This window comes from Sphingomonas corticis, from assembly GCF_012035195.1.
GTDB classification, from domain to species: Bacteria; Pseudomonadota; Alphaproteobacteria; order Sphingomonadales; family Sphingomonadaceae; genus Sphingomonas; species Sphingomonas corticis.
In genome coordinates this window covers 171,555-191,617 of sequence record NZ_JAAVJH010000001.1, presented here as the reverse complement: position 1 = coordinate 191,617, position 20,063 = coordinate 171,555, and the positions used below count along the sequence as shown (strand labels likewise).

Below are 20,063 nucleotides of genomic sequence, written 5' to 3'. Positions count from 1 at the left end.
GGATGCCGTCGAGGGAAGGGCCGCGAGCATCACGCCCGCGAGGAGGAGCGTCTTCTTCATGCGATGATAACCCCCGTTTTCTGTTATTTTGACCTCGGATTCGGTCGGGGGGCAGCGTCATGATTGCGGACGGTAAGGTCAATTCATTTCGTTAACTTTTTTTTAGGACCTTCCTGTTCCGTTCCGGGGCAGTGCGATGACGGGGCGCGCGGGCGCCCCGTCCCTCGTCCTCACGCCGCCAGCTTGCGCAGCACGTACTGCAGGATGCCGCCGTTCAGGAAATACTCCAGCTCGTTCACCGTATCGATGCGGCAGCGCGCCTGGAACGTCTCCGACGACCCGTCGGCCCGCGCCAGCGTCACCGTCACGTCCTGGCGCGGACGCAGCTTCGCCACGTCGCCGATCGTGAAGGTCTCGTCCCCGGTCAGCGCCAGCGTCTCGCGGCTGACGCCGTCCGCGAACTGCAGCGGCAGCACGCCCATGCCGACCAGGTTGGAGCGGTGGATGCGCTCGAAGCTCTCGGCGATGACGGCGCGCACGCCCAGCAGGTTGGTGCCCTTCGCCGCCCAGTCGCGCGAGGAGCCGGTGCCGTATTCCTTGCCCGCGATCACGACCAGCGGCGTGCCGTCCGCCTTGTGGCGCATTGCCGCGTCGTAGATCGGCATCACCTCGCCCGCGTACTTCGTCATGCCGCCCTCCACGCCGGGCACCATCTCGTTGCGGATGCGGATGTTGGCGAAGGTGCCGCGCATCATGACGTCATGGTTGCCGCGGCGCGCGCCGTAGGAGTTGAAGTCCGCCTTCGCGACCTGATGCTCCTGCAGGTAGACGCCGGCGGGGCTGTCCGCCTTGATGCTTCCCGCGGGGCTGATGTGGTCGGTGGTGATCGAATCGCCCAGGATCGCCAGCGGCTTCGCCTCGACGATGTCGGTCACCGGCGCGGGCGTCATCTCCAGCCCCTCGAAATAGGGCGGGTTGGCGACATAGGTCGACCCGGCGCGCCAAGTGTAGGTGTCCGACCCCTCCACCTGGATCTCGCGCCACTTGTCGTCGCCGGCGTAGACGTTGCCGTAGCGGCTGCGGAACATCTCGTCGTCGATGTTGGCCGCCATCAGGTCGGCGACCTCCTGGTTCGACGGCCACACGTCGCGCAGGAACACGTCGGCGCCGTCACTGCCCTGGCCCAGCGGCGTCTCCAGCATGTCCTCGGTCACCGTGCCCTTCAGCGCATAGGCGACCACCAGCGGTGGCGAGGCGAGGAAGTTCGCGCGCACGTCGGGCGACACGCGGCCCTCGAAATTGCGGTTGCCCGACAGCACCGACGCGGCGACGAGATCGTTCTCGTTGATCGCCGCGGAGATCGGGCCGGGCAGCGGGCCGGAATTGCCGATGCAGGTGGTGCAGCCGTAGCCGACCAGGTTGAAGCCGATCGCGTCGAGATCCGCGGTGAGCCCGGCCTTGTCGAGATAGTCGGTGACGACCTGCGATCCCGGCGCCAGCGACGTCTTCACCCACGGCTTGGGCGCGAGCCCCTTCTCGCGCGCCTTGCGGGCGACCAGCCCCGCGGCGACCAGGACCGAGGGGTTGGAGGTGTTCGTGCAGCTGGTGATCGCGGCGATCACGACGTCGCCGTCGCCGATGTCGTGCCCGCGCCCGGTCACCTCGACGCGCGCGGGGCGCTCCTTGTTGTAGACCTTCGACAGGTCGCCGTTGAACACCTCGTCCACGCTGTCGAGCGACACCTTGTCCTGCGGCCGCTTCGGCCCGGCGAGCGAGGGCACGACCGTCGCCATGTCCAGCTCCAGCGTGTCGGTGAACAGCGGATCGGGCGAGTTCGCGTCACGCCAGAAGCCGTTGGCCTTCGCATAGGCCTCGGTCAGCGCGATCGTCTCCGCCGGGCGCGCGGTGAGGCGCATGTACTCGATCGTCTTGTCGTCCACCGGGAAGAAGCCGCAGGTCGCGCCATATTCGGGCGCCATGTTGGCGATGGTCGCGCGGTCGGCCAGCGTCATCTGGTCCAGCCCGGGGCCGTAGAATTCGACGAAGCGGCCGACGACGCCCTTCTTGCGCAGCATCTGCGTGACCGTCAGCACCAGGTCGGTGGCGGTGATGCCTTCCTTCAGCGCGCCGGTCAGCTTGAAACCGACCACTTCGGGAATCAGCATCGACACGGGCTGCCCCAGCATCGCCGCCTCCGCCTCGATCCCGCCCACGCCCCAGCCGAGCACGCCCAGGCCGTTAACCATCGTCGTGTGGCTGTCAGTGCCGACCAGCGTGTCGGGGTAAGCGATCGCGGCGCCGGCGGTCGCGTGGTCGCCGGTCGCCTGCGAGGACCAGATCGCCTGGCTGACATATTCCAGGTTCACCTGGTGGCAGATGCCGGTGCCGGGCGGCACGACCTTGAAATTGTCGAGCGCCTTCGATCCCCACTTCAGGAATTCGTAGCGCTCGCCGTTGCGCTGATACTCGAGGTCCACGTTGTCCTCGAACGCCTTGGGCGTGCCGAACTCGTCCACCATCACGGAGTGATCGATGACGAGGTGGACGGGAACCTGCGGATTGATCTTCGCCGCGTCGCCGCCCAGCTTCGTGATCGCATCGCGCATGGCCGCGAGGTCGACCACGCAGGGCACGCCGGTGAAGTCCTGCATCAGCACGCGCGCCGGACGATACTGGATCTCGCGGTCGGAGCGACGCTCCTTCTGCCAGTCGACGATCGCCTGAACGTCGTCGGGCGTGACGGTCTTGCCGTCCTCGAAGCGGAGCATGTTCTCCAGCAGCACCTTCATCGAGAAGGGCAGCCGGCTGATGTCGCCGTACTTGGCGGCGGCGACGTCGAGCGCGTAGTAATCGTAGCTCTTGCCGCCGGCCTGGAGCGTCTTGCGGGCCTTCAGCGTGTCCTGGCCGATCGCGGTCATGGCTGTCCTGATTCCTTCTCTCGCAGCCGAAGGCGGACGGGGAGGCGGCAGGGACCGCGCGGGCGCCGACGGCGGGGTTTGGTGGCGCCGATAGCAAGGGGGGGCGGGCAGGGGAAGGGCGGTGATGGCCTACGCGGCACCGAAAGCGCGGGTTTGTGCGCGACGGGAAGGGCCGACCCGTCGACCTGCGGGCCGGCCGCAGCGATGCCGATGGAAGGCGAGGCCGTGGAGCGGGTGAAGGAGGTCGAACCCTGAAGCACGGCCCGGCTGAGCGAAAGCGCTATCGAACCAACGAGGGCTCACCATCTGCCGCACGGTGGAGCGGGTGAAGGGAATCGAACCCTCGTCGTAAGCTTGGGAAGCTTCTGCTCTACCATTGAGCTACACCCGCACGGTGCGCGTCGGCGCTTGCCATAGCGACGGGCGAGCGGTCAAGCGGGCATCCCAATCGGCGGTGGCGCGTTCAGCCCGCTTGCTGCATCACGAGGCCGAATGACCAAGCTCTTCCACGTCAGCGACGTCCACTTCGGTGCGGAGGATCCCGCCGCTATCGCCTGGTTCAGCGAGTGCGTCGCGCACGACCGGCCCGACGCCGTCATCATGACAGGCGACCTGACCATGCGCGCCACCACGAAGGAGTTCGAGGCCGGGGGCGCCTGGCTGAAGTCGCTGGGCGTACCGGTGACGGTGGAGGTGGGGAACCATGACCTGCCCTATTACTGGGATCCGATCCGGCGCTTCTTCGCGCCCTATTCGCGCTATGCCGCGGTGGAGAAGATGATCGAGCGCCCGCTGGAGATCGCAGGCGTCACGGTCGTGCCGCTGAAGACGACCGCGCGCGCGCAATGGCGCTGGAACTGGTCGAAGGGGCGGGTGAGCACGGGGTCGCTGCGCCGCGCGCTGGCGCTGATCGAGCAGGCGCCCAAGGGCAATCTGATCTTCGTCGCCGGGCACCATCCGCTGATCGAAGGGGGGACGAAGGGAACGGCGAAGACGCGGCGCGGCGACATCGCGCTCGCCGCGCTGGCCGGGGCGGGGGCGCACGCCGTGCTGTCGGGCCACGTCCACGACCCCTTCGACGTGCCGGTGGAGCGCAGCAACTGGACGATTCGGCTGATCGGCGCGGGCACGCTGTCGCATCGCACCCGCGCCACGCCCCCCTCGTTCAACGAAATCCGCATCGCCGACGGCCGCTTCGAGACGCTGGTGCGCACGCTGTCGCCCGAGCCGACGAAGCCGATCAGCGAGACGACGGAGGCACGATAGGCGCTAGCGCAGCTTGGCGATCGACAGACCGTCGGCCTTGGCGCGATCCTTCACCGATTCCTCGCTGCGGGTCAGCGCCTTGGCGATCGCCTTCAGCGCCATGCCCTTTTTCGCCAGCTGATGCAGCTTCTGCACCTCGTCCGGCTTCCACGGCTGGCGATGCCGCTCGAACCCCTCGCCCTTAGCCACGGAACACCGCCATGGCCGCGTGGAGGGTGAGCGCGACGAGGCAGAGGGTAGAAATCAGGAACAGCACGAAGCGCGGCTTAACGCGGTTCACCGTCGCCTGCACCAGCGAATGTGCGATCCGAAGGGTCACGTAGGCCCAAGCAAGCCCGACATTGATCGCGCCACCGGTGCCGGTCAGCGCGATGACCAGGCAGATGGCGTAGAACAGCGTCGGCTGCTCCAACAGGTGATTGTAATTGTGCGCCTTCCACTGCGCCGACGCGGGCAGCGCGCGGTCCGCGTCGGCGCCCTTGGTACCGACCAGCTTGCCCATGTCGATGCCGGCGGCGCGCATCGCGGGCAGGCGGGTGGCGATCATCCACGTGAACATCACGAGCGTCCACGCCGCCAGCGCGACGACCGGGCGCAGGATTGCATGGTCCATCATCGAAACAGCCTCCCCCGGGTGAGCGGAGGAGGCTGCATGATGTGAACCGCGAGAGCAACAAAGGCCGTCACGGGAGCAAGTCCCGTGACGTCGGACGCGATGCCTTCGGCTCGCGCCGACCGGCCTGTCGCGGTCTCGCGAACAGCATCGCTGTCCGCGTGCCGCTCAGGCAAACAGCTTCGCCCAGGCGCGGACCGCACGATCCTTCCAGTGGCCGCGATGATATGCGTCGGAGGCGAGGAGCGGCATCACTGAACCGGCCTCGGCGAAGACCATCTGCTCGATGCCCGTGTTCACCTTGCCCCAGCTCGCCGCCTCCTGGAGGGTGGAGGAGGAGCAGGCGCCGTCGCGCACGTCGGCGACGGTGATCTGCACCGCATATTTGTGCACCGCCACGTCCTCGTGGCCCAGGATCTCGGCGCAGACGACGGTGTCCTGGATGAAGTTCTTCGGCACGCCGCCGCCGATCATCAGCAGGCCGGTGGTGCCCGCCTCGATCTTGATCTGCGTGAGTTCGCGGAAGTCCGCCACCGCATCGATCATCAGATACGGGCGGCCCTCCTTCGCGGCATCGACCTGATGCTTGACGAGGCCGAAGCCGGCGGAGCTGTCGACGAACGCCGGGCAGAAGATCGGCACGTCATGCTCGTAGGCGAGCTTGACGAGGCTGTTCTCCTTCTTGCCGTGCTCGACGAGATACTTGCCCATCTCCCGGATGAAGGCGCGCGAGGAATAGGCCTTGGGCTCCAGCGACTCGGCGATCTCGAAGATCGTGTGGTCGACGTTCTGCAACGCCTCCTCGTCGATGTACGTGTCGTAGATGCGGTCGATGTAGAGCGAGCGCAGCGTGTCGTCGTCGGGGATTTCCAGCGCCTGATAGTGCTTGTGGCCCAGGCCTTCGAAGAAATCCATGTCGACGATGGTCGCGCCGGTGGCGACGATCACGTCCACCATGTTGCTGCGCACCAGCTCGGCATATAGGTCCATGCAGCCGCCGGCGGAAGTCGACCCGGCGATGACCAGCACGACGGTGCAGTCCTTGTCGGCCAGCATCTCGTTGTAGATCTTCGTCGCGCGGCCGAGGTCGCGGCTGGTGAAGCTCATGTCGCTCATCGCGTCGACGATCGGGCGCGCGTCGAAGCTCTTGATGTCGATGTGCTTGACCTGCTTCGACAGCAGCTCGGCCTTGCGGGTGTCGTTGATCGGGCCGTTGGCGGCCGCGGTCTTCAGGAGGGTGTCGGTCATGGGTGGCTTCCACATGATTGGCACACGTCGTTCGAAGGGGACGCGCTGACCCATGGGGCGATGCCCCGCGGACGGCGACGCGCCGCTGCGCGCCGCCGCCAATTCGTTGAAACGCGACTGTTACAGCTTCACGACGTTCGAGGCGACCTCGCGCTCCACGGTGCTGTAGAGCGAGACCATCGGCTCGTCCTCGGCGATCACCGTCTCGTCCGATCCGAAGCCGTTGAAGGCGGTCCGCATCGCCGAGCCGTAGGCGCCGAGCATCCCGATCTCGATATAGTCGCCGGTGCCGACATCCGCCGGCAGCTCGAAGGGCCCTGCCATGTGGTCGATGTCGTCGCAGGTCGGGCCGTAGAAGCTGAAGCCGTGATCGCGCACGGTCGACTCGGGTTCCCGCAGCAAGGCGACGGGGAAGCGCCAGCCGACGTGCGCGGCGTCAAACAGCGCGCCGTACGCACCATCGTTGATGTACAGCTCGCTGCCGCGGCGCTTTTCCACGCGCACGACGATGCTGCTGTACTCCGCGCACAGCGCACGACCCGGCTCCGCCCACAGCTCCGCCGAATAGCTGATCGGCAGCGATTCGAAGGCACGATGGATCGTCTCGAAATAGCGCTCCAAGGGCGGCGGCGTCATGCCGGGGTAGGCGGAGGGAAAGCCGCCGCCGACATCGACCACGTCCACCGTCACCGCCGCCTCGACGATCGCTTGGCGCACCCGCTCCATCGCCTCGGCATAGGCGTCGGGAGTCATCGCCTGCGATCCGACGTGGAAGCAGATGCCGAGCGCATCGGCCGCCTGGCGCGCCGCGAACAGCAGCTCCTTCGCCTCGTTCGGCGCGACGCCGAACTTGCTGGCGAGGCTCAGCTTCGAATGCTCCGACGACACGCGCAGCCGGACGCACAGCGTCAGGTCGCTGGCGTGGCGGGTGGCGCGGACGATCTTCTCCAGCTCTTCCATGCTGTCGAGCGAGAACGTGCGCACGCCGTGCGTGAAATACGCCTCGGCGATCGCCTCCTCGGCCTTCACCGGGTGCATGAAGCACAAGGTGGCGCCGGGCAGCGTGCGCGCGACCAGCCGCACCTCCGCGATGGAGGCGACGTCATAGTGCGTGATGCCGTTCTCGAAGAGGATCGTCAGCAGCTCGGGGCTCGGGTTCGCCTTCACCGCGTACATCGAGCGGCCCGGGAACTTCTCCACGAAGAACCGGGCGGCCCGAGCCGCGGCGTGCGGACGGACGAGCGTGACCGGCTGGACCGGCTGACGCTGGGCGATCTCGATGGCTCCCGCGACGGAGGCAGGAGCAGTCGACGGGGCGGCTAGCCCCAACGCGCGAGGATGCTGGTGCAATTCAAGGGACCTCCAAGTGCCTTTCGGCGACGACGTTCGAAAGCTGCCTTGCGGTTGGAAGTCCCATGGGGCAGCGGAGGCGCGAATTAGGGTCGCGATTTCGCGATGTAAAGTGGCTGGTGCGACGAATGGTGAGATTGTGACGATCGTGCGACACCCCACCCGCGCCGGCGTGCGCGACGCAGCGGCCAAGATCGCGGCGATCCTGCCGCCCACGCCGCTCTACGTACGGGCGGTGCGAGGGCGGGACGTGGCCTTCAAGGCCGAGTCGTTGCAGCCGATCGGCGCGTTCAAGATCCGCGGCGCGTGGCACCGGCTCACGGCGCTGGACGCGGAGGCGCGGCGCCGCGGCGTCGTCGCCTTCTCGTCGGGCAACCATGCGCAGGGCGTCGCCTGGGCGGCGCGGCGGCTGAAAATGCCTGCCACCATCGTGATGCCGGCCGACGCCCCCCGGGCGAAGCGGGAAGGGACGCTGGCGCTCGGCGCGGAGGTGGTCGACTACGACCGCGCGACCGAGTCGCGCGAGGCGATTGCGGCGCGGCTGGCGGAGGCGCGTGGCGCCACGCTGGTGCCCAGCTTCGACGACCCCTGGATCATCGAGGGGCAGGGAAGTGCGGGTATCGAGGCGGCGGCGCAGATGGACGCGGCGGGGCTCGGCGCGCCCGCGCACATCGTCGTGCCGTGCGGGGGCGGGGGGCTTGCCGCCGGTCTCGCGCTGGCGCTCGCCGACGCGCGGGTGACGGTGGTGGAGCCGGACGGCTGGGACGACATGCGCCGCAGCCTGGAGGCGAGCTGGATCGAGCCTGTCGGCCCCAACCCGCCGCCCACCGCCTGCGACTCCCTGCAGACGACCCGCGTCTCGCCGCTGACCTTCGACGTGCTGTCGCGCCGCGACGCGACCGGAGTGGCGGTGAGCGAGGCGGAGATCCGAGCGGCGCAGCGCTGGGCGGCGGAGACGCTGCGACTGGTGGTCGAACCGGGCGGCGCGGTGGCGCTCGCCGCGCTGCTGGCGGGCAAAGTGGCGGTGGATCCGGGAACGCTGGTGCTGCTGTCGGGCGGCAACGTCGACGTCGACGCCTATGCGCGGGCGATCGGCGCGGGGGCCGCGTGATGCAGGGGATCGCGGCAGCGGCGCCCGCCATCGCGATGCTCGGCGCCTTCGCCTGCGCGGGCGGCGGCGGCTATCTGATCGCCACCGGCCGCGACCGGAAGCGCGGCACGCTGATGCTCGTGATGGCGGCGGTGCTGGTCGCTAACGTGCTGATCTGGACGATGTAGCGATTTCGCCTTCATCACCCTGAGCTGGTAGAGACCTCTGCCAATCTCTCCACCGTCATGCCGGGCTTCTCCCGGCATCAGCCGCGCCCGGAACCTGCAGGCCATCGGGTCCGCAGCACGGCGGACCCGGCACAAGGCCGGCGTGACGGAATCCCGCGCTCACCGGCCATTCACCTCACTTGATCGGCGAGTTCGGGTCCAGCCGCATGTCGAGGTAATTGTCCACCGACCGCATCAGGTCCGGCATCTCGTGCTCGAAGAAATGGTTCGCGCGCGGGATGGTGTCGTGGTGGATGGTGATGTGGCGCTGCGTGCGCAGCTTGTCGACCAGCTTCTGCGTCGCGAGCGGCGTCGCCACCTCGTCCTCCGCACCCTGGATGATGATCCCCGACGAGGGGCAGGGGGCGAGAAAGCTGAAGTCGTAGAGGTTGGCGGGCGGCGCGATCGAGATGAAACCGCGGATCTCCGGGCGGCGCATCAGCAGCTGCATCCCGATCCACGCGCCGAACGAGAAGCCGGCGATCCAGGTCGTCTGCGCCTCCGGATGGAAGCTCTGCACCCAGTCGAGCGCGGCGGCGGCGTCGGACAATTCGCCGATGCCGTTGTCGAACGTCCCCTGGCTCTTGCCCACGCCGCGGAAGTTGAAGCGCAGCGTGGCGAAGCCGCGGCGCTGGAACGTCTTGTACAGGTCCTGCACGATGCGGTTGTTCATCGTGCCGCCCGCATTGGGATGTGGGTGCAGGATCATCGCCACCGGTGCGCGCGGGCGCGGGGCGGGGGAGAAGCGGCCTTCGATGCGGCCGTCGGGCCCAGGAAAGATGACTTCGGGCATGGTCTCTTTTCGATAGCGCGTGGGAACGCGGGGATCGCGGCGCTATATAGGGCGACATTGCGATAATGGAACGTCTCTTGCCCGATCGTCACGGCGAACGCCTCTACCTGGACCATGCCGCCACCACGCCGATGACCGCCGCGGCGCGCGCCGCCGTGGCCGGGGCCATGGCGCACTGGGCCAATCCGTCGTCGCCGCACGCGGAGGGTCGGGCGGCGCGCGCGGCGCTGGAAGAGGCGCGCGGGCGGATCGCGGCGGCCTATGGCTGGCCGGGGGAGGTGCTGCTGACCAGCGGGGCGAGCGAGTCGCTGGCCCTGGCGCTGGCCCGCGCCACCCCGGCGCGGCGGCTGGTGAGCGCGGTGGAGCACGACGCGGCGCTGCGCGCGGCGGGACGGGCGGACGTGATCCCGGTCGACGCCGCGGGACGCGTCGATCCCGCGTCGATCGATGGCGGCGACGCGCTGGTCGCGGTGCAATGGTGCAACAGCGAGACCGGCGTGATCCAGCCGCTTGCCGAGGTGGCGCAGGCGGTGCATGCCGCGGGCGGGCTGCTGCTGGTGGATGCGGCGCAGATGCCCGCCTCGCCCGCGCCGGTTCGGCACGCCGACTTCGTGGCGCTGTCCGCGCACAAACGTGGCGGCCCGCCCGGCGTCGGCGCGCTGCTGGTACGCGATCTCGCGACGCTGGCGCCCACCGGCGGGCAGGAACGCGGCTATCGCCCGGGCACGGAGAACCTGCCGGGCGTGCTCGGCTATGCCGCCGCGCTGGACGAGCCCGAACCCGACCACGCCGACCTGCGCGCGCGGCTGGACGATGCGATCCGCCGCTCGGGCGGGGAGGTGGTGGCGGACGGCGCGGTGCGCCATCCCGCGATCGGCAGCTACCGCATGCCCGGCATGGCGGCCACGGCGCAGCTGATCCGCTTCGACCTGGACGGCATCGCCGTGTCGGCGGGCAGCGCCTGCGCCAGCGGCAGCATGAAGCCCAGCCACGTGCTGCGGGCGATGGGCTGGCCCGAGGAGCGGGTGCGCGAGGTGGTGCGCGTCAGCTTCGGCCGCACCACGACGGGGGCGGACGTCGACCGCTTCGTCGCCGCGTGGCGCGCGGTGGCCCGCGGGGCGCGACGGTTCGCCGCATGACCTACCTCGACTATCAGGCGACCACGCCGCTCGCGCCCGAGGCCCTCGACGCCATGCTGCCGTGGCTGCGCGACGGCCACGCCAACCCGCACTCCGCTCACCGCGCCGGGCGCGCGGCGAAGGCGGCGGTGGAGGTGGCGCGGGAGGAGATCGCGCGGCTGCTGCCGCCGGGCGGGCGCGTGATCTTCACCTCGGGTGCGACGGAGGCGCTCAACTGGGCGATCAAGGGGACGCACGGCGGCATCGTCACCTTGGCGACCGAGCATGCGGCGGTGCTCGACACGGCGGAGGCGGCGGCGGCGACCGGGCGGGCGGCGACGATCCTGCCGGTCGATGGGGAGGGGCTGGCGGAACCGACCGCGCTGCCCCCGGGCACCGGGCTGGTCGCGACCATGCTGGTCAACAACGAGATCGGCACGATCCAGGCGGTTGCGCACTGGGCGGAGCGCGCGCACGCGGCCGGCGCAATGCTGCTGTGCGACGCGGTCCAGGGCTATGGCCGCGTCGGCGTGCCGGACTCGTGCGACCTGGTGGCGTTGTCGGCGCACAAGGTGCACGGGCCCAAGGGGATCGGCGCGCTGTGGTGTCGCGACGGCGCGAGGCCGGCCACCCTGCTTCACGGCGGCGATCAGGAGGGCGGGCGATCGGGCACGCTGTCGCCTGCGCTGTGCGCCGGCTTCGGCGCGGCGGCACGGCTGATGCGCGAGCGCGGCGAGGAGGATGCGGCGCATGTCGCGCACCTGGCGCAGGTGGCGCGGCGACATCTGCCCGGCTGGACCGTCAACGGCAGCGTCACGGCGCGCTATCCCGGCAATCTGAACGTGCGGCGCGACGGGTTGGACGTGGCGCGGCTGATGAGCGAGTGCCGCGACCTCGCCTTCTCCGCCGGGCCCGCCTGCGCCAGCGGCTCGGGCCGGCCCAGCCACGTGCTGCGCGCCATCGGCCTGACCGACGCGCAGGCGCGCTCCTCGGTGCGGCTGGGGTTCGGCCGCTACACGACCGCGGAGCAGCTGGCGGCGGCGTGCGACCGGCTGACGCAGGCGGCGGACGCACAGCGGGTGGCGGCATGATCCTCCACGCCGACGGGCGCGAGATCGAGGGGCGGGCGGGCGAGCGGCTGCTCGATGCCGGCCGGCGCGCGGGCCTGCCGCTGGAGGGGACCTGCGGCGGCGACCTCGCTTGTGCGACATGTCACGTCGTGATCGCCCCGGCGGACATGGCCCGCCTGTCGGACGCGAGCGAGGAGGAGGAGGACATGCTGGACCTCGTCCCGCACGCGGTGGCGACCAGTCGCCTGTCCTGCCAGATCCGCCTCGACGAGGGGCTCGCCGGCCTGTCGTTCGCCGTGCCGGACAGCTGACGGACACGGCCCGGCGCGCGGTGTCCCGTCGGTCTGCTTCAGCGGGGGCGACGCGGAGGCTTGAACGCGCCGCCCGGCTCCGCCATAGGGCGCGCGGGAGTCGGGTGGGCGCGGCCGTCGCCAACCCGGTCAGGTCCGGAAGGAAGCAGCCGCAACGATTTCGTCGCGGGTCGCCCGGCTCCCACCGCGCAGCCGGCAAGCGCGTCGCACCAGCGACGCCACGCCGGGGAGCGCGGCCAGCGGCGCATCGCGCCGTCCAACGGCGCGCCTTCGCCGCGGCGCTACCCACATCGACGCCATCGATCGGGCGAGCCGCAATGGTGCCCCCGGCGAGATTCGAACTCACGACCTGCGGTTTAGGAAACCGTCGCTCTATCCTGCTGAGCTACGGGGGCACGCATGGGTGCGGTAGAGCCGGGCGCGGGCGCGATCAAGCGCCTGTCGCGCGGGGGCTTGCCCCCGGCTGCTTCGACCGCGTGGGAAGCGCGGCTCCGGCTGGGGCCGAGACCTCCGCGAAGGCCCTCTTCGTCACACCGGGTTCGTCCGGCATCCTGCGCGTCGCAGGCCCTCTCGCGATCGAGCATGCGGGTCGCTGGACCCCGGTACATCGACGGGGTGAGAAGATGTGTCGGCGCGCACGCCGATCTTCGCGGAGGCGCCTGCCCAAGGCGGGAAGCCTCAGGCCTTAACGTGCTGGGAAATGTACTTGTTCATCTCGAACATCGTCACCTTGTCGCGACCGAAGACCTTCTTCAGCTTGTCGTCCGCCAGGATCTCGCGCTTGTTCTCCGGATTCTGCAGGTTGTTCGACTTGATATAGTCCCAAACCTTGCTGATGACCTGGCTGCGCGGAAGCTTCTCGTTGCCGACGACCGCGCCGAGCTCCGCCGAGGGCTGCACGGGGGCGTGGATGCCGCCGGTCTTCGTCGTCGTGGTGGCCATGTCGTTCCTTCCTGTATGCGCCGGCCCCAAGCGCCGGCTGAATCACCGCTACTCCTTGTGGAGCGCGGCCGCCTTGTGCGCCGCCTTTCCCCCGTTGTCACTCCTCACCACATATTGCGGCTCGTCCTTCGACGCGCGGACCTGATGACCCTTGATCTTCGTGTCCGACGTCACCTTCTTCTCGACCTTGCCGTGCGCCGTGCCGCCGTGCGACTTCCAGCTGACCTCGTCGCCGCTCTTCAACTGCTTCGTCATGGCATCATTCTCCCAATCGTGTGCGGGAGGGCAATGGCTGGCGTGGCGCAAAGGTTGCGGGGATGCCCGGCGGCACCCCCGCGCGACATCAGAACTTGAAGCCGGCGGCGATGCCGTAGGTCCGCGGCTCGATCGTGAAGATGTTCGTGAACAGGCCGGAGGACTGGTCCGTCACGTACATGCCCGTCGTCGCGTCGTTCTGCGTCAGGTTGCGCACGAAGCCGCGGATGTAGAAGCGGTCGTCTGGCGCGTTCAGCTGGATCTGCGCGTTGACGACCTCATAGCCCTCGATCCGGTCGATCGGGTTGCGGTTGAAGATCGTGCCCCAGCTGTTGCCGGTGTAGTTGATGTCCGCGCGCGGCACGATGTTCCAGCCGCTGCTGCCCATGTCGATCGTGTACTGCGCGCCGACCGCCCACTTGTACGTGGGAGCGTTCGGCAGGTTGTTGTCCCGCACGTTCACTTCCACGCCCGAGCCGAGCACGGTGAACGGCAGGGCGCCCGCGGGTACGCCGAACAGCGCGCGTAGCGCCGCGGGCGGGTTCGCCGCCGTCGCCGCAAGCGCCGAGCAGACGCTGAACGCGCCAGTGGTGTTCGTCCCCGGCACCGCTGTCGGCGCGCGCAGGCCGATACCCGAGTTGACCGCGGCGACGTAGGTGTTCACGCCGACGACGTTGCCCGCGGTGGTCGGCACGATCGCGCAGTTGGACGCGTTCGTGATGTCCTTGATGATGACCGCGTCCGAGCGACCGCCGGAAGGATCGCGCGGGTTCGCCAGGAACCTGTCGTCCGACACCTTCGACTTCAGGTAGCTGAAGTTCATGTTGATGAGGAGCGCGGGCACCGGGCTGACCACCGCTTCGGCCTCGACGCCGTAGATGTTGGCGTTGATGTTGTCGTTCACCGACGTGCGCGCGACGATGCGGCTGAGCTGAAGGCCCTGGTATTTGTAGTAGAAGCCGGTGACGTTCAGTCGCAACTGGCCGTTGCCGAAGGTGTTCTTCGACCCGATCTCGAACGCGTCGACCTTCTCCGGCGCGAAGGTGGTGGGGACGGCGAACACGGGCGACAGGGGCGGGTTGATGCCGCCCGACTTGTAACCCCGCGAATAAGAGGCGTAGATCAGATTGTCGGGCGTGATCTTGTAATCGACCACCGCGCGCCCGGTCAGCCGCTGGAAGCTGACGCTGTCTTCGGCAAACGGCTGGGTACCGGCGACGGCGGAATTATAGTCGAAATTGCCGTTGTTCATCGTGCCGTTGGCATCGGTCGTGCCGAAGGGCACCAGCACCGTGCGGCTCGGCACGCTGTTGTCGGTCAGCAGCGTCGTCCGCGCGCTGACGGACTTGTCGTCGTTGTTGTAGCGCAGGCCGAGCGTGAGCTTAAGCGCGTCGTTGAACTCGAAATAGGTCTCGCCGAAGATGCCGTAGGATTTCAGGCGGAATTCCGGCGACGCGCTCCGGAAGTACGGAGACGCGGCAAAGGAGGTGCCACCGGACGCGGCGGAGCCGAGGATGCCCGACGCATAGTCGAGCCCGAAGGCGGTGACGTAGTAATCGACGTCACGGGCCTTGCTGTCGAAGTAGATGCCTCCGATCAGGAAGTTGAACATGCCGTCGAACGAGCTGTCGATGTGAGCCTCGGCGGAATATTGCCGGTTTCGGCCCACCGACCGGTCGTAGTCGAGGCTGGTGGGCGCGCAGACCGAATTGCCGCCGTAGACGCCGGTGTTGGTCGGGCTGGGCGTCGACTGGCACAGCGACGACGGCCCGTTCGGGATGAGGTACTGGCGCACGTTGTTGAACGCGGCGCCCGGCAGCCCCGGCCGACCGATGGCGTTCAGCGTGTTCAGCCCCACATTGCCGGCGTAGCTGTTCTCGATCGCCAGGTTGTAGTCCGAGGTGGAGTCCACCCGGCTTTCCATGTACCCGCCCGTGAAGTTGAAGCTGACGGGGCCGAAATCGTGGAACAGCTTGAGCGTGTACTGCTGTTCCTCCGCGAAATAGGTGGGTTCGTAGTCGATGCGGACGCGGCGCACGTCACGCGGGTTGGTCGCGCCGAAGAACTGGTCCTGCGCCTGGTAGACGCTGCCCAGCGCGAACGGGGCCACGGCCGGGCTGACGCCGACGGTGAAGAACTCGCGGCTGGTCAGCACGCTGGCCAGCGTCGAATTGGCGTTGGCCGTCTCGAAGGCCAGCTGGTCGGGCGAGCAGCCGAGGATGCCGGTGGGGTCGCGCTTGCACAGCTGCTTCTGGATGCGGCTGCGGCGATCCTTCTCGCGGAAGTAATAGCCGATCAGGTCGACGCGGGTGTCGCTGGTCGGCTCCCAGGACAGCGTGCCGCGCACGGCGTAGAGGTCGCGGTCGTCGATGCGGTTGCCGGTCGCCTCGTTGAAGGTGAAGCCATCGCGCTTCAGGTAGGTTCCGGCGACGCGCACCCCCAGCGTCTCGGTGATGGGCAGGTTCAGCATGCCCTTCACGCGCTTCGAATCGAAATTGCCGTACTCGAACTCGCCGGCGGCGCGGATGCCGGACAGATCCGGCTTGGCGGTGATGAAGTTGACGACGCCCGACGTCGCGTTGCGGCCGAACAGCGTGCCCTGCGGTCCGCGCAGCACCTCCACGCGTTCGAGGTCGAAGAATTCGCTCTCGAACAGGCGCGTGCCGAGCAGCGGCATGTCGTTGACGTGGATCGCCGTTGCCGAATCGCAGGTGACGCCCGTGCACAGGTCGCCGATGCCGCGGATGGTGAAGCTGGAGGAGGTAAAGTTGGTCTTCGTGAAGGTGATGTTCGGCAGGGTCTGCTGCAACGCCACCGGGTTGACGATCTGCTGCTTCTCCAGGTTCTCCGCGGTGAAGGCGCTGACCGCGATCGGCACGTCCTGCAGCCGTTGCGACTGGCGCTGCGCGGTGATGACGATGTCGCCGGCATAGGTCGGCCCGGTATCCGTAGTGGAGGACGGCGCTTCCTGGCCCGGCCCGCGCGTGGGCGCGGTGTTTTCCGCGCTGGTGGTGGCGCCGGTCTGCGCCGAGGCGGGTGCGGCGGCGACCAGCGCGATCGCGGACGCGGCAAGAAGCTCCATCTTCCTCATGTGATCCCCTCCGGTTCGTCGCGCCCGACTTTTTGCCGGGTCACGATCGTTCGATGTTCCGGTATGGAGACTAGCGGCGGAAATTTTCGTTCGTCAAACGTTTTGATGACGCAATTACCCGGCTTCTTCCGCTAGTGTCATAAATGAAACAGTTGCAGAACCGAACCTAGTCTCTGCTGCGATGCGGTATGTAATCGAAGGATGGGAATGGAAGACGAAGCGAATATTGTGCCCGGTGAGCCGGAGGATGGCGACCTGATCGGCACGCCCGCGAAGATCGAAGTGCCCGATGACGTAGCGGAAGCGGTGCGCACGCTGATCCGCTGGGCCGGCGACGATCCCGCGCGCGAGGGCCTGCTCGACACGCCCAAGCGCGTGGCGCGCGCATGGAAGGAATATTGCGCGGGCTATGCCGACGATCCGTCGCAGCATCTGTCGCGCGTGTTCGAGGAGGTGGGCGGATACGACGAAATCGTCCTGCTGAAGGACATTCCGTTCCAGTCGCATTGCGAGCATCACATGGCGCCGATCATCGGCAAGGCGCACATCGCCTATCTGCCGCGCGACCACGTGGTCGGCATCTCCAAGCTGGCGCGCGTGCTGCACGGCTTCGCGCGGCGGTTGCAGGTGCAGGAGCGGCTGACGGCGGAAGTCGCCGACTGCATCTGGAACGGCCTGAAGCCGCAGGGCGTCGCCGTCGTCGTCGAGGCGAGCCACGCCTGCATGACCGCGCGCGGTGTCCGCACGCCGGGGGTGGGCATGGTGACCAGCCGGATGATGGGCGTGTTCCGCGACGACGAGCGGAGCCGCAAGGAGGTGCTCTCGCTGATGGGGCTGGCGCGCTGACCCCGGGGAGCGAACCGATGCGGGTGCTGGTGACGGGCGGGGGCAAGCGGCTGGGCGCGGCGATCGCGCGCGCGGTGGCGGGGGCGGGGCACGCGGTGGTGATCCACTACGGCCGTTCGCGCGACGAGGCCGAGGCGCTGGCGCGCGAGCTGGGGGGCGCGACGGTGGGCGGCGACCTGGCCGACACCGCGGCGCTGCCCGCGCTGTTCGCGCGCGCGGCGCGAGGCGACGCGATCCATGGTCTCGTCAATTCCGCCTCGCTGTTCGAGGAGGACCGGCCCGAGCGGATCGACCCCGCGCTCGCCACGCGGCTCCACGCGGTGAACTGCGTCGCGCCGGCCGTGCTGGCGGCGGCGCTCGCCGGGCAGGGCGGGGAAGGCGCGGTGGTGAACCTGCTCGATCAGAAGCTCGCCAATCCCAACCCCGATTATTTCAGCTACTCGCTCAGCAAATACGCGTTGGCCGGCGCGACGACGATGATGGCGCAGGCGTTCGCGCCGCGGGTGCGGGTGAACGCGGTCGCGCCGGGGCTGACACTGAGGAGCGGGGACCAGTCCGATGCGGCGTTCGATCGGGTGGCGCGGATGAACCTGCTGGGGCGCCCGGTTGGTGCCGAGAACGTGGCCGCGGCCGTGGTCTACCTGCTGGAGGCGCGCAGCGTCACCGGGCAGACGCTGTACGTGGATGCCGGCCAGCGCTTCCTGAAGCGCGACGGCGACGTGATGTTCGAGGGGCGCGATGGCTGACTATGCGATCATCATCGACGACCTGATCGTCGCGATGCGGCTGGGCATCCACCCGCACGAGGCCGCGCCGCAGCGCGTGCGTCTGTCGGTGCGGATGACGCTGTCCTATCCGCGCGCTCCCGGCGCGGACAGGATCGACGAGGTGATGGACTACGACGCGGTGCGCGAGGGCATCCTCGCGCTGGCCGCCCATGGATTCGCCTTGCAGGAGACGCTGGTCGACGCGGTCGCCGCACTGTGCCTCGCGGACGAGCGCGTGGTCGAGGCGCAGGTGCGCTCGACCAAGCTGGACGTCTATCCCGATGCGACCGTCGGCTGCGAGGTGGTGCGGCGGCGGGGCTGAGGCGTGGGCGCCAACCGGCATCATGATGCGAACCGGCGGCCTTCGAGGCCGTGGTTGGACCTTCCAGGCTGCGCTTACGCGCGGTTCGCCGCCGAGAGGATCGCGCGCACGCTGGCGGTGGCGACGTCGGTGTCCATGCCGACTCCCCATATCGTGCGCCCGTCGTCGGCGCGGCACTCGACATAGGCCACCGCCTGCGCCTCGGCGCCGTGGCCGATCGCGTGCTCGGCATAGTCGACCACGTCCAGCGTCGGCCCCGTGCTGTCGGCCAGCGCGGCCACCACGCCGGAGATCAGCCCGTTGCCGCGGCCGGACAGCGACCGTTCCTGGCCGTCGATCGCGACGCGACCGACGAACAGCCGGTCGCCCGCCGCGCCTGTCTCCTCATAGTCGCGCAGCACGAAACGGTCGCTCTCGCCCGGCAGGTAGGTGGCGGCGAAGCAGGCGAAGATGTCGGCGGCGTTCAGCTCCCGGCTGGTCGCGTCCGCGAGCGCCTGGACGTGGCGCGAGAAATCGGCCTGCAGCCGCTTGGGCAGGCGCAGGCCCTTGTCCTGCTCCAGCACCCAGGCGACGCCGCCCTTGCCCGATTGCGAATTGACGCGGATCACCGCCTCGTAGCTGCGGCCGAGGTCGGCGGGGTCGATCGGCAGGTACGGCACCTCCCAGTAATCGTCGTTGCGCGCGGCTTGCGCCGCGAACCCCTTCTTGATCGCATCCTGGTGCGAACCGGAGAAGGCGGTGAAGACGAGGTCGCCGGCATAGGGCGTGCGCGGATGGACCGGGATGCTGGTGGCATATTCCACCGTCTTCACGATCTCGTCTATGTCGGAGAGGTCGAGCGCGGGGTCGATCCCCTGCGTGTACATGTTGAGCGCCACGGTGACGAGGTCGCAATTGCCGGTACGCTCCCCATTGCCGAGCAGGCAGCCCTCGACCCGGTCCGCCCCCGCCATCAGCCCCAGCTCCGCCGCCGCGACGCCGGTGCCGCGATCGTTGTGCGTGTGCAGCGAGATGACGGCTGCGTCGCGACCGGGCAGGTGGCGGCAGAAATACTCGATCTGGTCGGCGTAGACGTTGGGCGTCGCGCATTCGACCGTGGCGGGCAGGTTCAGGATGATCGGCGCGTCCTTCGTCGGGCGCAGGACGTCCATCACCGCGGCGCAGACCTCGAGCGAGAAGTCGAGCTCCGCGGTGGAGAAGGTCTCCGGCGAATATTCGAATTGCCAGGCGACGTCGGGCTGCTTCGCCGCCTCGTCGCGCAGCACCTTCGCGCCCGCGACCGCGATCGCCTTCACCTCGTCCCGCGTCATGCCGAAGACGATCTTGCGCCAGGCGGGCGAGACGGCGTTGTAGAGGTGGACGATCGCGCTCCTCGCGCCCTTGAGGCTGGCGAAGCTGGTCTCGATCAGGTCGCGGCGCGACTGCGTCAGCACCTGTACCGTCACGTCGTCGGGCACGCGGCCGGAGCGGATCAGGCCGGAGATGAAGTCGAACTCGGTCGCGCCCGCGCTGGGGAAGCCGACCTCGATCTCCTTCAGCCCCACCTTCACGAGGAGGTCGAAGAAGCGCGTCTTCTTCTCCGCGTCCATCGGATCGATCAACGCCTGGTTGCCGTCGCGCAGGTCCGTCGACAGCCAGCGCGGCGCGCGCGTGATCGCCTTCGACGGCCAGGTACGGTCGGCGATGTCGACGGTGGGGAAAGGGCGGTATTTGGCGGATGGGTCGCGCAGCATGGCCGAAACTCTCGCGGTCGATCGAGGGATAGAAGGTCGGTCGGGCCCTTAGGCGCGGGGCGTGCGCGGGGCACGCGGCAGGTGTCGCGCCTAAGGGCGCGTA

The 20,063-nt window shown here is 68.8% G+C and carries 19 protein-coding genes, 2 tRNA genes and 1 other RNA gene; 10 read left to right on the top strand and 12 right to left on the bottom strand.

The window, feature by feature from the left end:
- Positions 1-230: 230 nt before the first annotated feature.
- Positions 231-2,918 carry an aconitate hydratase AcnA gene (acnA, locus tag HBH26_RS00995; RefSeq protein WP_168132691.1) on the bottom strand — a complete coding sequence of 896 codons (2,688 nt, stop codon included), beginning with the start codon at positions 2,916-2,918 and terminating at the stop codon, positions 231-233.
- Between the two features lie 317 nt (positions 2,919-3,235).
- Positions 3,236-3,309: transfer RNA gene (locus HBH26_RS00990), tRNA-Gly, on the bottom strand.
- Positions 3,310-3,410: 101 nt separating this feature from the next.
- Here HBH26_RS00990 and HBH26_RS00985 point away from each other — a divergent pair.
- Positions 3,411-4,184 (top strand): metallophosphoesterase family protein, encoded by a 774-nt coding sequence (locus HBH26_RS00985; protein WP_168132690.1) that lies wholly within the window; start codon positions 3,411-3,413, stop codon positions 4,182-4,184.
- A 3-nt stretch (positions 4,185-4,187) separates the two neighbouring features.
- Here the strand turns inward: HBH26_RS00985 and HBH26_RS00980 are convergent, their stop codons facing one another.
- From HBH26_RS00980 to HBH26_RS00965, 4 genes are all read right to left on the bottom strand, one after another.
- A complete protein-coding gene (locus tag HBH26_RS00980; RefSeq protein ID WP_168132689.1) occupies positions 4,188-4,373 on the bottom strand; it encodes a hypothetical protein in 186 nt (61 codons plus the stop codon).
- The gene (locus HBH26_RS00975; protein ID WP_168133037.1) at positions 4,366-4,797 is read right to left on the bottom strand and encodes an MAPEG family protein; all 432 of its coding nucleotides are present in this window, start codon (positions 4,795-4,797) and stop codon (positions 4,366-4,368) included. The genes HBH26_RS00980 and HBH26_RS00975 overlap by 8 nt, the downstream gene beginning before the upstream one ends.
- A gap of 168 nt (positions 4,798-4,965) precedes the next feature.
- A complete protein-coding gene (locus tag HBH26_RS00970; protein ID WP_168132688.1) occupies positions 4,966-6,045 on the bottom strand; it encodes a 1,9-bis(guanidino)-5-aza-nonane synthase in 1,080 nt (359 codons plus the stop codon).
- Positions 6,046-6,165: 120 nt separating this feature from the next.
- Entirely contained in the window at positions 6,166-7,395 is a 1,230-nt protein-coding gene (locus tag HBH26_RS00965; protein WP_168132687.1) for an alanine racemase, read from the bottom strand.
- A 139-nt stretch (positions 7,396-7,534) separates the two neighbouring features.
- Between HBH26_RS00965 and HBH26_RS00960 the strand changes: the two genes are divergently transcribed.
- Both HBH26_RS00960 and HBH26_RS00955 read left to right on the top strand, forming a co-directional pair.
- Complete coding sequence (locus HBH26_RS00960; protein ID WP_338057200.1) at positions 7,535-8,506, top strand: threonine ammonia-lyase; 972 nt, start codon at positions 7,535-7,537, stop codon at positions 8,504-8,506.
- Complete coding sequence (locus HBH26_RS00955; RefSeq protein WP_168132522.1) at positions 8,503-8,673, top strand: hypothetical protein; 171 nt, start codon at positions 8,503-8,505, stop codon at positions 8,671-8,673. Before HBH26_RS00960 ends, HBH26_RS00955 begins: the two co-directional genes overlap by 4 nt.
- A gap of 175 nt (positions 8,674-8,848) precedes the next feature.
- Here HBH26_RS00955 and HBH26_RS00950 read toward each other — a convergent pair whose 3' ends face one another.
- Positions 8,849-9,505 (bottom strand): alpha/beta hydrolase, encoded by a 657-nt coding sequence (locus HBH26_RS00950; RefSeq protein ID WP_168132686.1) that lies wholly within the window; start codon positions 9,503-9,505, stop codon positions 8,849-8,851.
- A 65-nt stretch (positions 9,506-9,570) separates the two neighbouring features.
- On the opposite strand from HBH26_RS00950, the gene HBH26_RS00945 reads away from it, so the two are divergent.
- The 4 genes from HBH26_RS00945 to ffs all read left to right on the top strand — a co-directional run bounded on the left by HBH26_RS00945 (position 9,571) and on the right by ffs (position 12,192).
- Positions 9,571-10,644 carry a cysteine desulfurase family protein gene (locus tag HBH26_RS00945; protein WP_168132685.1) on the top strand — a complete coding sequence of 358 codons (1,074 nt, stop codon included), beginning with the start codon at positions 9,571-9,573 and terminating at the stop codon, positions 10,642-10,644.
- Positions 10,641-11,714 carry a cysteine desulfurase family protein gene (locus HBH26_RS00940; protein WP_168132684.1) on the top strand — a complete coding sequence of 358 codons (1,074 nt, stop codon included), beginning with the start codon at positions 10,641-10,643 and terminating at the stop codon, positions 11,712-11,714. The genes HBH26_RS00945 and HBH26_RS00940 overlap by 4 nt, the downstream gene beginning before the upstream one ends.
- Entirely contained in the window at positions 11,711-12,004 is a 294-nt protein-coding gene (locus HBH26_RS00935; protein ID WP_168132683.1) for a 2Fe-2S iron-sulfur cluster-binding protein, read from the top strand. The genes HBH26_RS00940 and HBH26_RS00935 overlap by 4 nt, the downstream gene beginning before the upstream one ends.
- A gap of 93 nt (positions 12,005-12,097) precedes the next feature.
- An RNA gene (gene ffs, locus HBH26_RS00930) (signal recognition particle sRNA small type) lies at positions 12,098-12,192 on the top strand.
- Between the two features lie 130 nt (positions 12,193-12,322).
- Here the strand turns inward: ffs and HBH26_RS00925 are convergent.
- From HBH26_RS00925 to HBH26_RS00910, 4 genes are all read right to left on the bottom strand, one after another.
- Positions 12,323-12,399, bottom strand: a tRNA-Arg gene (locus HBH26_RS00925).
- Positions 12,400-12,682: 283 nt separating this feature from the next.
- Positions 12,683-12,946, bottom strand: coding sequence for an SWIB/MDM2 domain-containing protein (locus HBH26_RS00920; protein WP_168132682.1), 264 nt, complete (start codon positions 12,944-12,946; stop codon positions 12,683-12,685).
- Positions 12,947-12,994: 48 nt separating this feature from the next.
- Positions 12,995-13,201 carry a hypervirulence associated TUDOR domain-containing protein gene (locus HBH26_RS00915; RefSeq protein ID WP_168132681.1) on the bottom strand — a complete coding sequence of 69 codons (207 nt, stop codon included), beginning with the start codon at positions 13,199-13,201 and terminating at the stop codon, positions 12,995-12,997.
- A gap of 88 nt (positions 13,202-13,289) precedes the next feature.
- A complete protein-coding gene (locus HBH26_RS00910) occupies positions 13,290-16,292 on the bottom strand; it encodes a TonB-dependent receptor (protein ID WP_168132680.1) in 3,003 nt (1,000 codons plus the stop codon).
- A gap of 207 nt (positions 16,293-16,499) precedes the next feature.
- On the opposite strand from HBH26_RS00910, the gene folE reads away from it, so the two are divergent.
- The 3 genes from folE to HBH26_RS00895 are packed head-to-tail and all read left to right on the top strand — an operon-like array spanning position 16,500 to position 18,227.
- Positions 16,500-17,138 carry a GTP cyclohydrolase I FolE gene (gene folE, locus HBH26_RS00905; RefSeq protein WP_168132679.1) on the top strand — a complete coding sequence of 213 codons (639 nt, stop codon included), beginning with the start codon at positions 16,500-16,502 and terminating at the stop codon, positions 17,136-17,138.
- 17 nt (positions 17,139-17,155) lie between these two features.
- Entirely contained in the window at positions 17,156-17,884 is a 729-nt protein-coding gene (locus tag HBH26_RS00900; RefSeq protein WP_168132678.1) for an SDR family oxidoreductase, read from the top strand.
- Positions 17,877-18,227 carry a dihydroneopterin aldolase gene (locus HBH26_RS00895; protein WP_168132677.1) on the top strand — a complete coding sequence of 117 codons (351 nt, stop codon included), beginning with the start codon at positions 17,877-17,879 and terminating at the stop codon, positions 18,225-18,227. The genes HBH26_RS00900 and HBH26_RS00895 overlap by 8 nt, the downstream gene beginning before the upstream one ends.
- Before the next feature lie 74 nt (positions 18,228-18,301).
- On the opposite strand, the gene leuA is transcribed toward HBH26_RS00895, so the two are convergent.
- Positions 18,302-19,960: a 2-isopropylmalate synthase gene (leuA, locus tag HBH26_RS00890; protein WP_168132676.1), complete on the bottom strand. Its 1,659-nt coding sequence runs from the start codon at positions 19,958-19,960 to the stop codon at positions 18,302-18,304.
- Positions 19,961-20,063 lie beyond the last annotated feature (103 nt).

Excerpts from the sequence above, each read along its gene's own strand:
- HBH26_RS00910 (WP_168132680.1), bottom strand. The coding sequence starts at position 16,292 with ATGAGGAAGATGGAGCTTCTTGCCGCGTCCGCGATCGCGCTGGTCGCC.
- HBH26_RS00900 (WP_168132678.1), top strand. The coding sequence starts at position 17,156 with ATGCGGGTGCTGGTGACGGGCGGGGGCAAGCGGCTGGGCGCGGCGATC.
- HBH26_RS00935 (WP_168132683.1), top strand. The coding sequence starts at position 11,711 with ATGATCCTCCACGCCGACGGGCGCGAGATCGAGGGGCGGGCGGGCGAG.
- HBH26_RS00920 (WP_168132682.1), bottom strand. The coding sequence starts at position 12,946 with ATGGCCACCACGACGACGAAGACCGGCGGCATCCACGCCCCCGTGCAG.
- HBH26_RS00940 (WP_168132684.1), top strand. The coding sequence starts at position 10,641 with ATGACCTACCTCGACTATCAGGCGACCACGCCGCTCGCGCCCGAGGCC.
- HBH26_RS00985 (WP_168132690.1), top strand. The coding sequence starts at position 3,411 with ATGACCAAGCTCTTCCACGTCAGCGACGTCCACTTCGGTGCGGAGGAT.
- HBH26_RS00895 (WP_168132677.1), top strand. The coding sequence starts at position 17,877 with ATGGCTGACTATGCGATCATCATCGACGACCTGATCGTCGCGATGCGG.
- HBH26_RS00970 (WP_168132688.1), bottom strand. The coding sequence starts at position 6,045 with ATGACCGACACCCTCCTGAAGACCGCGGCCGCCAACGGCCCGATCAAC.
- HBH26_RS00945 (WP_168132685.1), top strand. The coding sequence starts at position 9,571 with ATGGAACGTCTCTTGCCCGATCGTCACGGCGAACGCCTCTACCTGGAC.
- folE (WP_168132679.1), top strand. The coding sequence starts at position 16,500 with ATGGAAGACGAAGCGAATATTGTGCCCGGTGAGCCGGAGGATGGCGAC.
- HBH26_RS00950 (WP_168132686.1), bottom strand. The coding sequence starts at position 9,505 with ATGCCCGAAGTCATCTTTCCTGGGCCCGACGGCCGCATCGAAGGCCGC.
- HBH26_RS00975 (WP_168133037.1), bottom strand. The coding sequence starts at position 4,797 with ATGGACCATGCAATCCTGCGCCCGGTCGTCGCGCTGGCGGCGTGGACG.
- acnA (WP_168132691.1), bottom strand. The coding sequence starts at position 2,918 with ATGACCGCGATCGGCCAGGACACGCTGAAGGCCCGCAAGACGCTCCAG.
- HBH26_RS00915 (WP_168132681.1), bottom strand. The coding sequence starts at position 13,201 with ATGACGAAGCAGTTGAAGAGCGGCGACGAGGTCAGCTGGAAGTCGCAC.
- leuA (WP_168132676.1), bottom strand. The coding sequence starts at position 19,960 with ATGCTGCGCGACCCATCCGCCAAATACCGCCCTTTCCCCACCGTCGAC.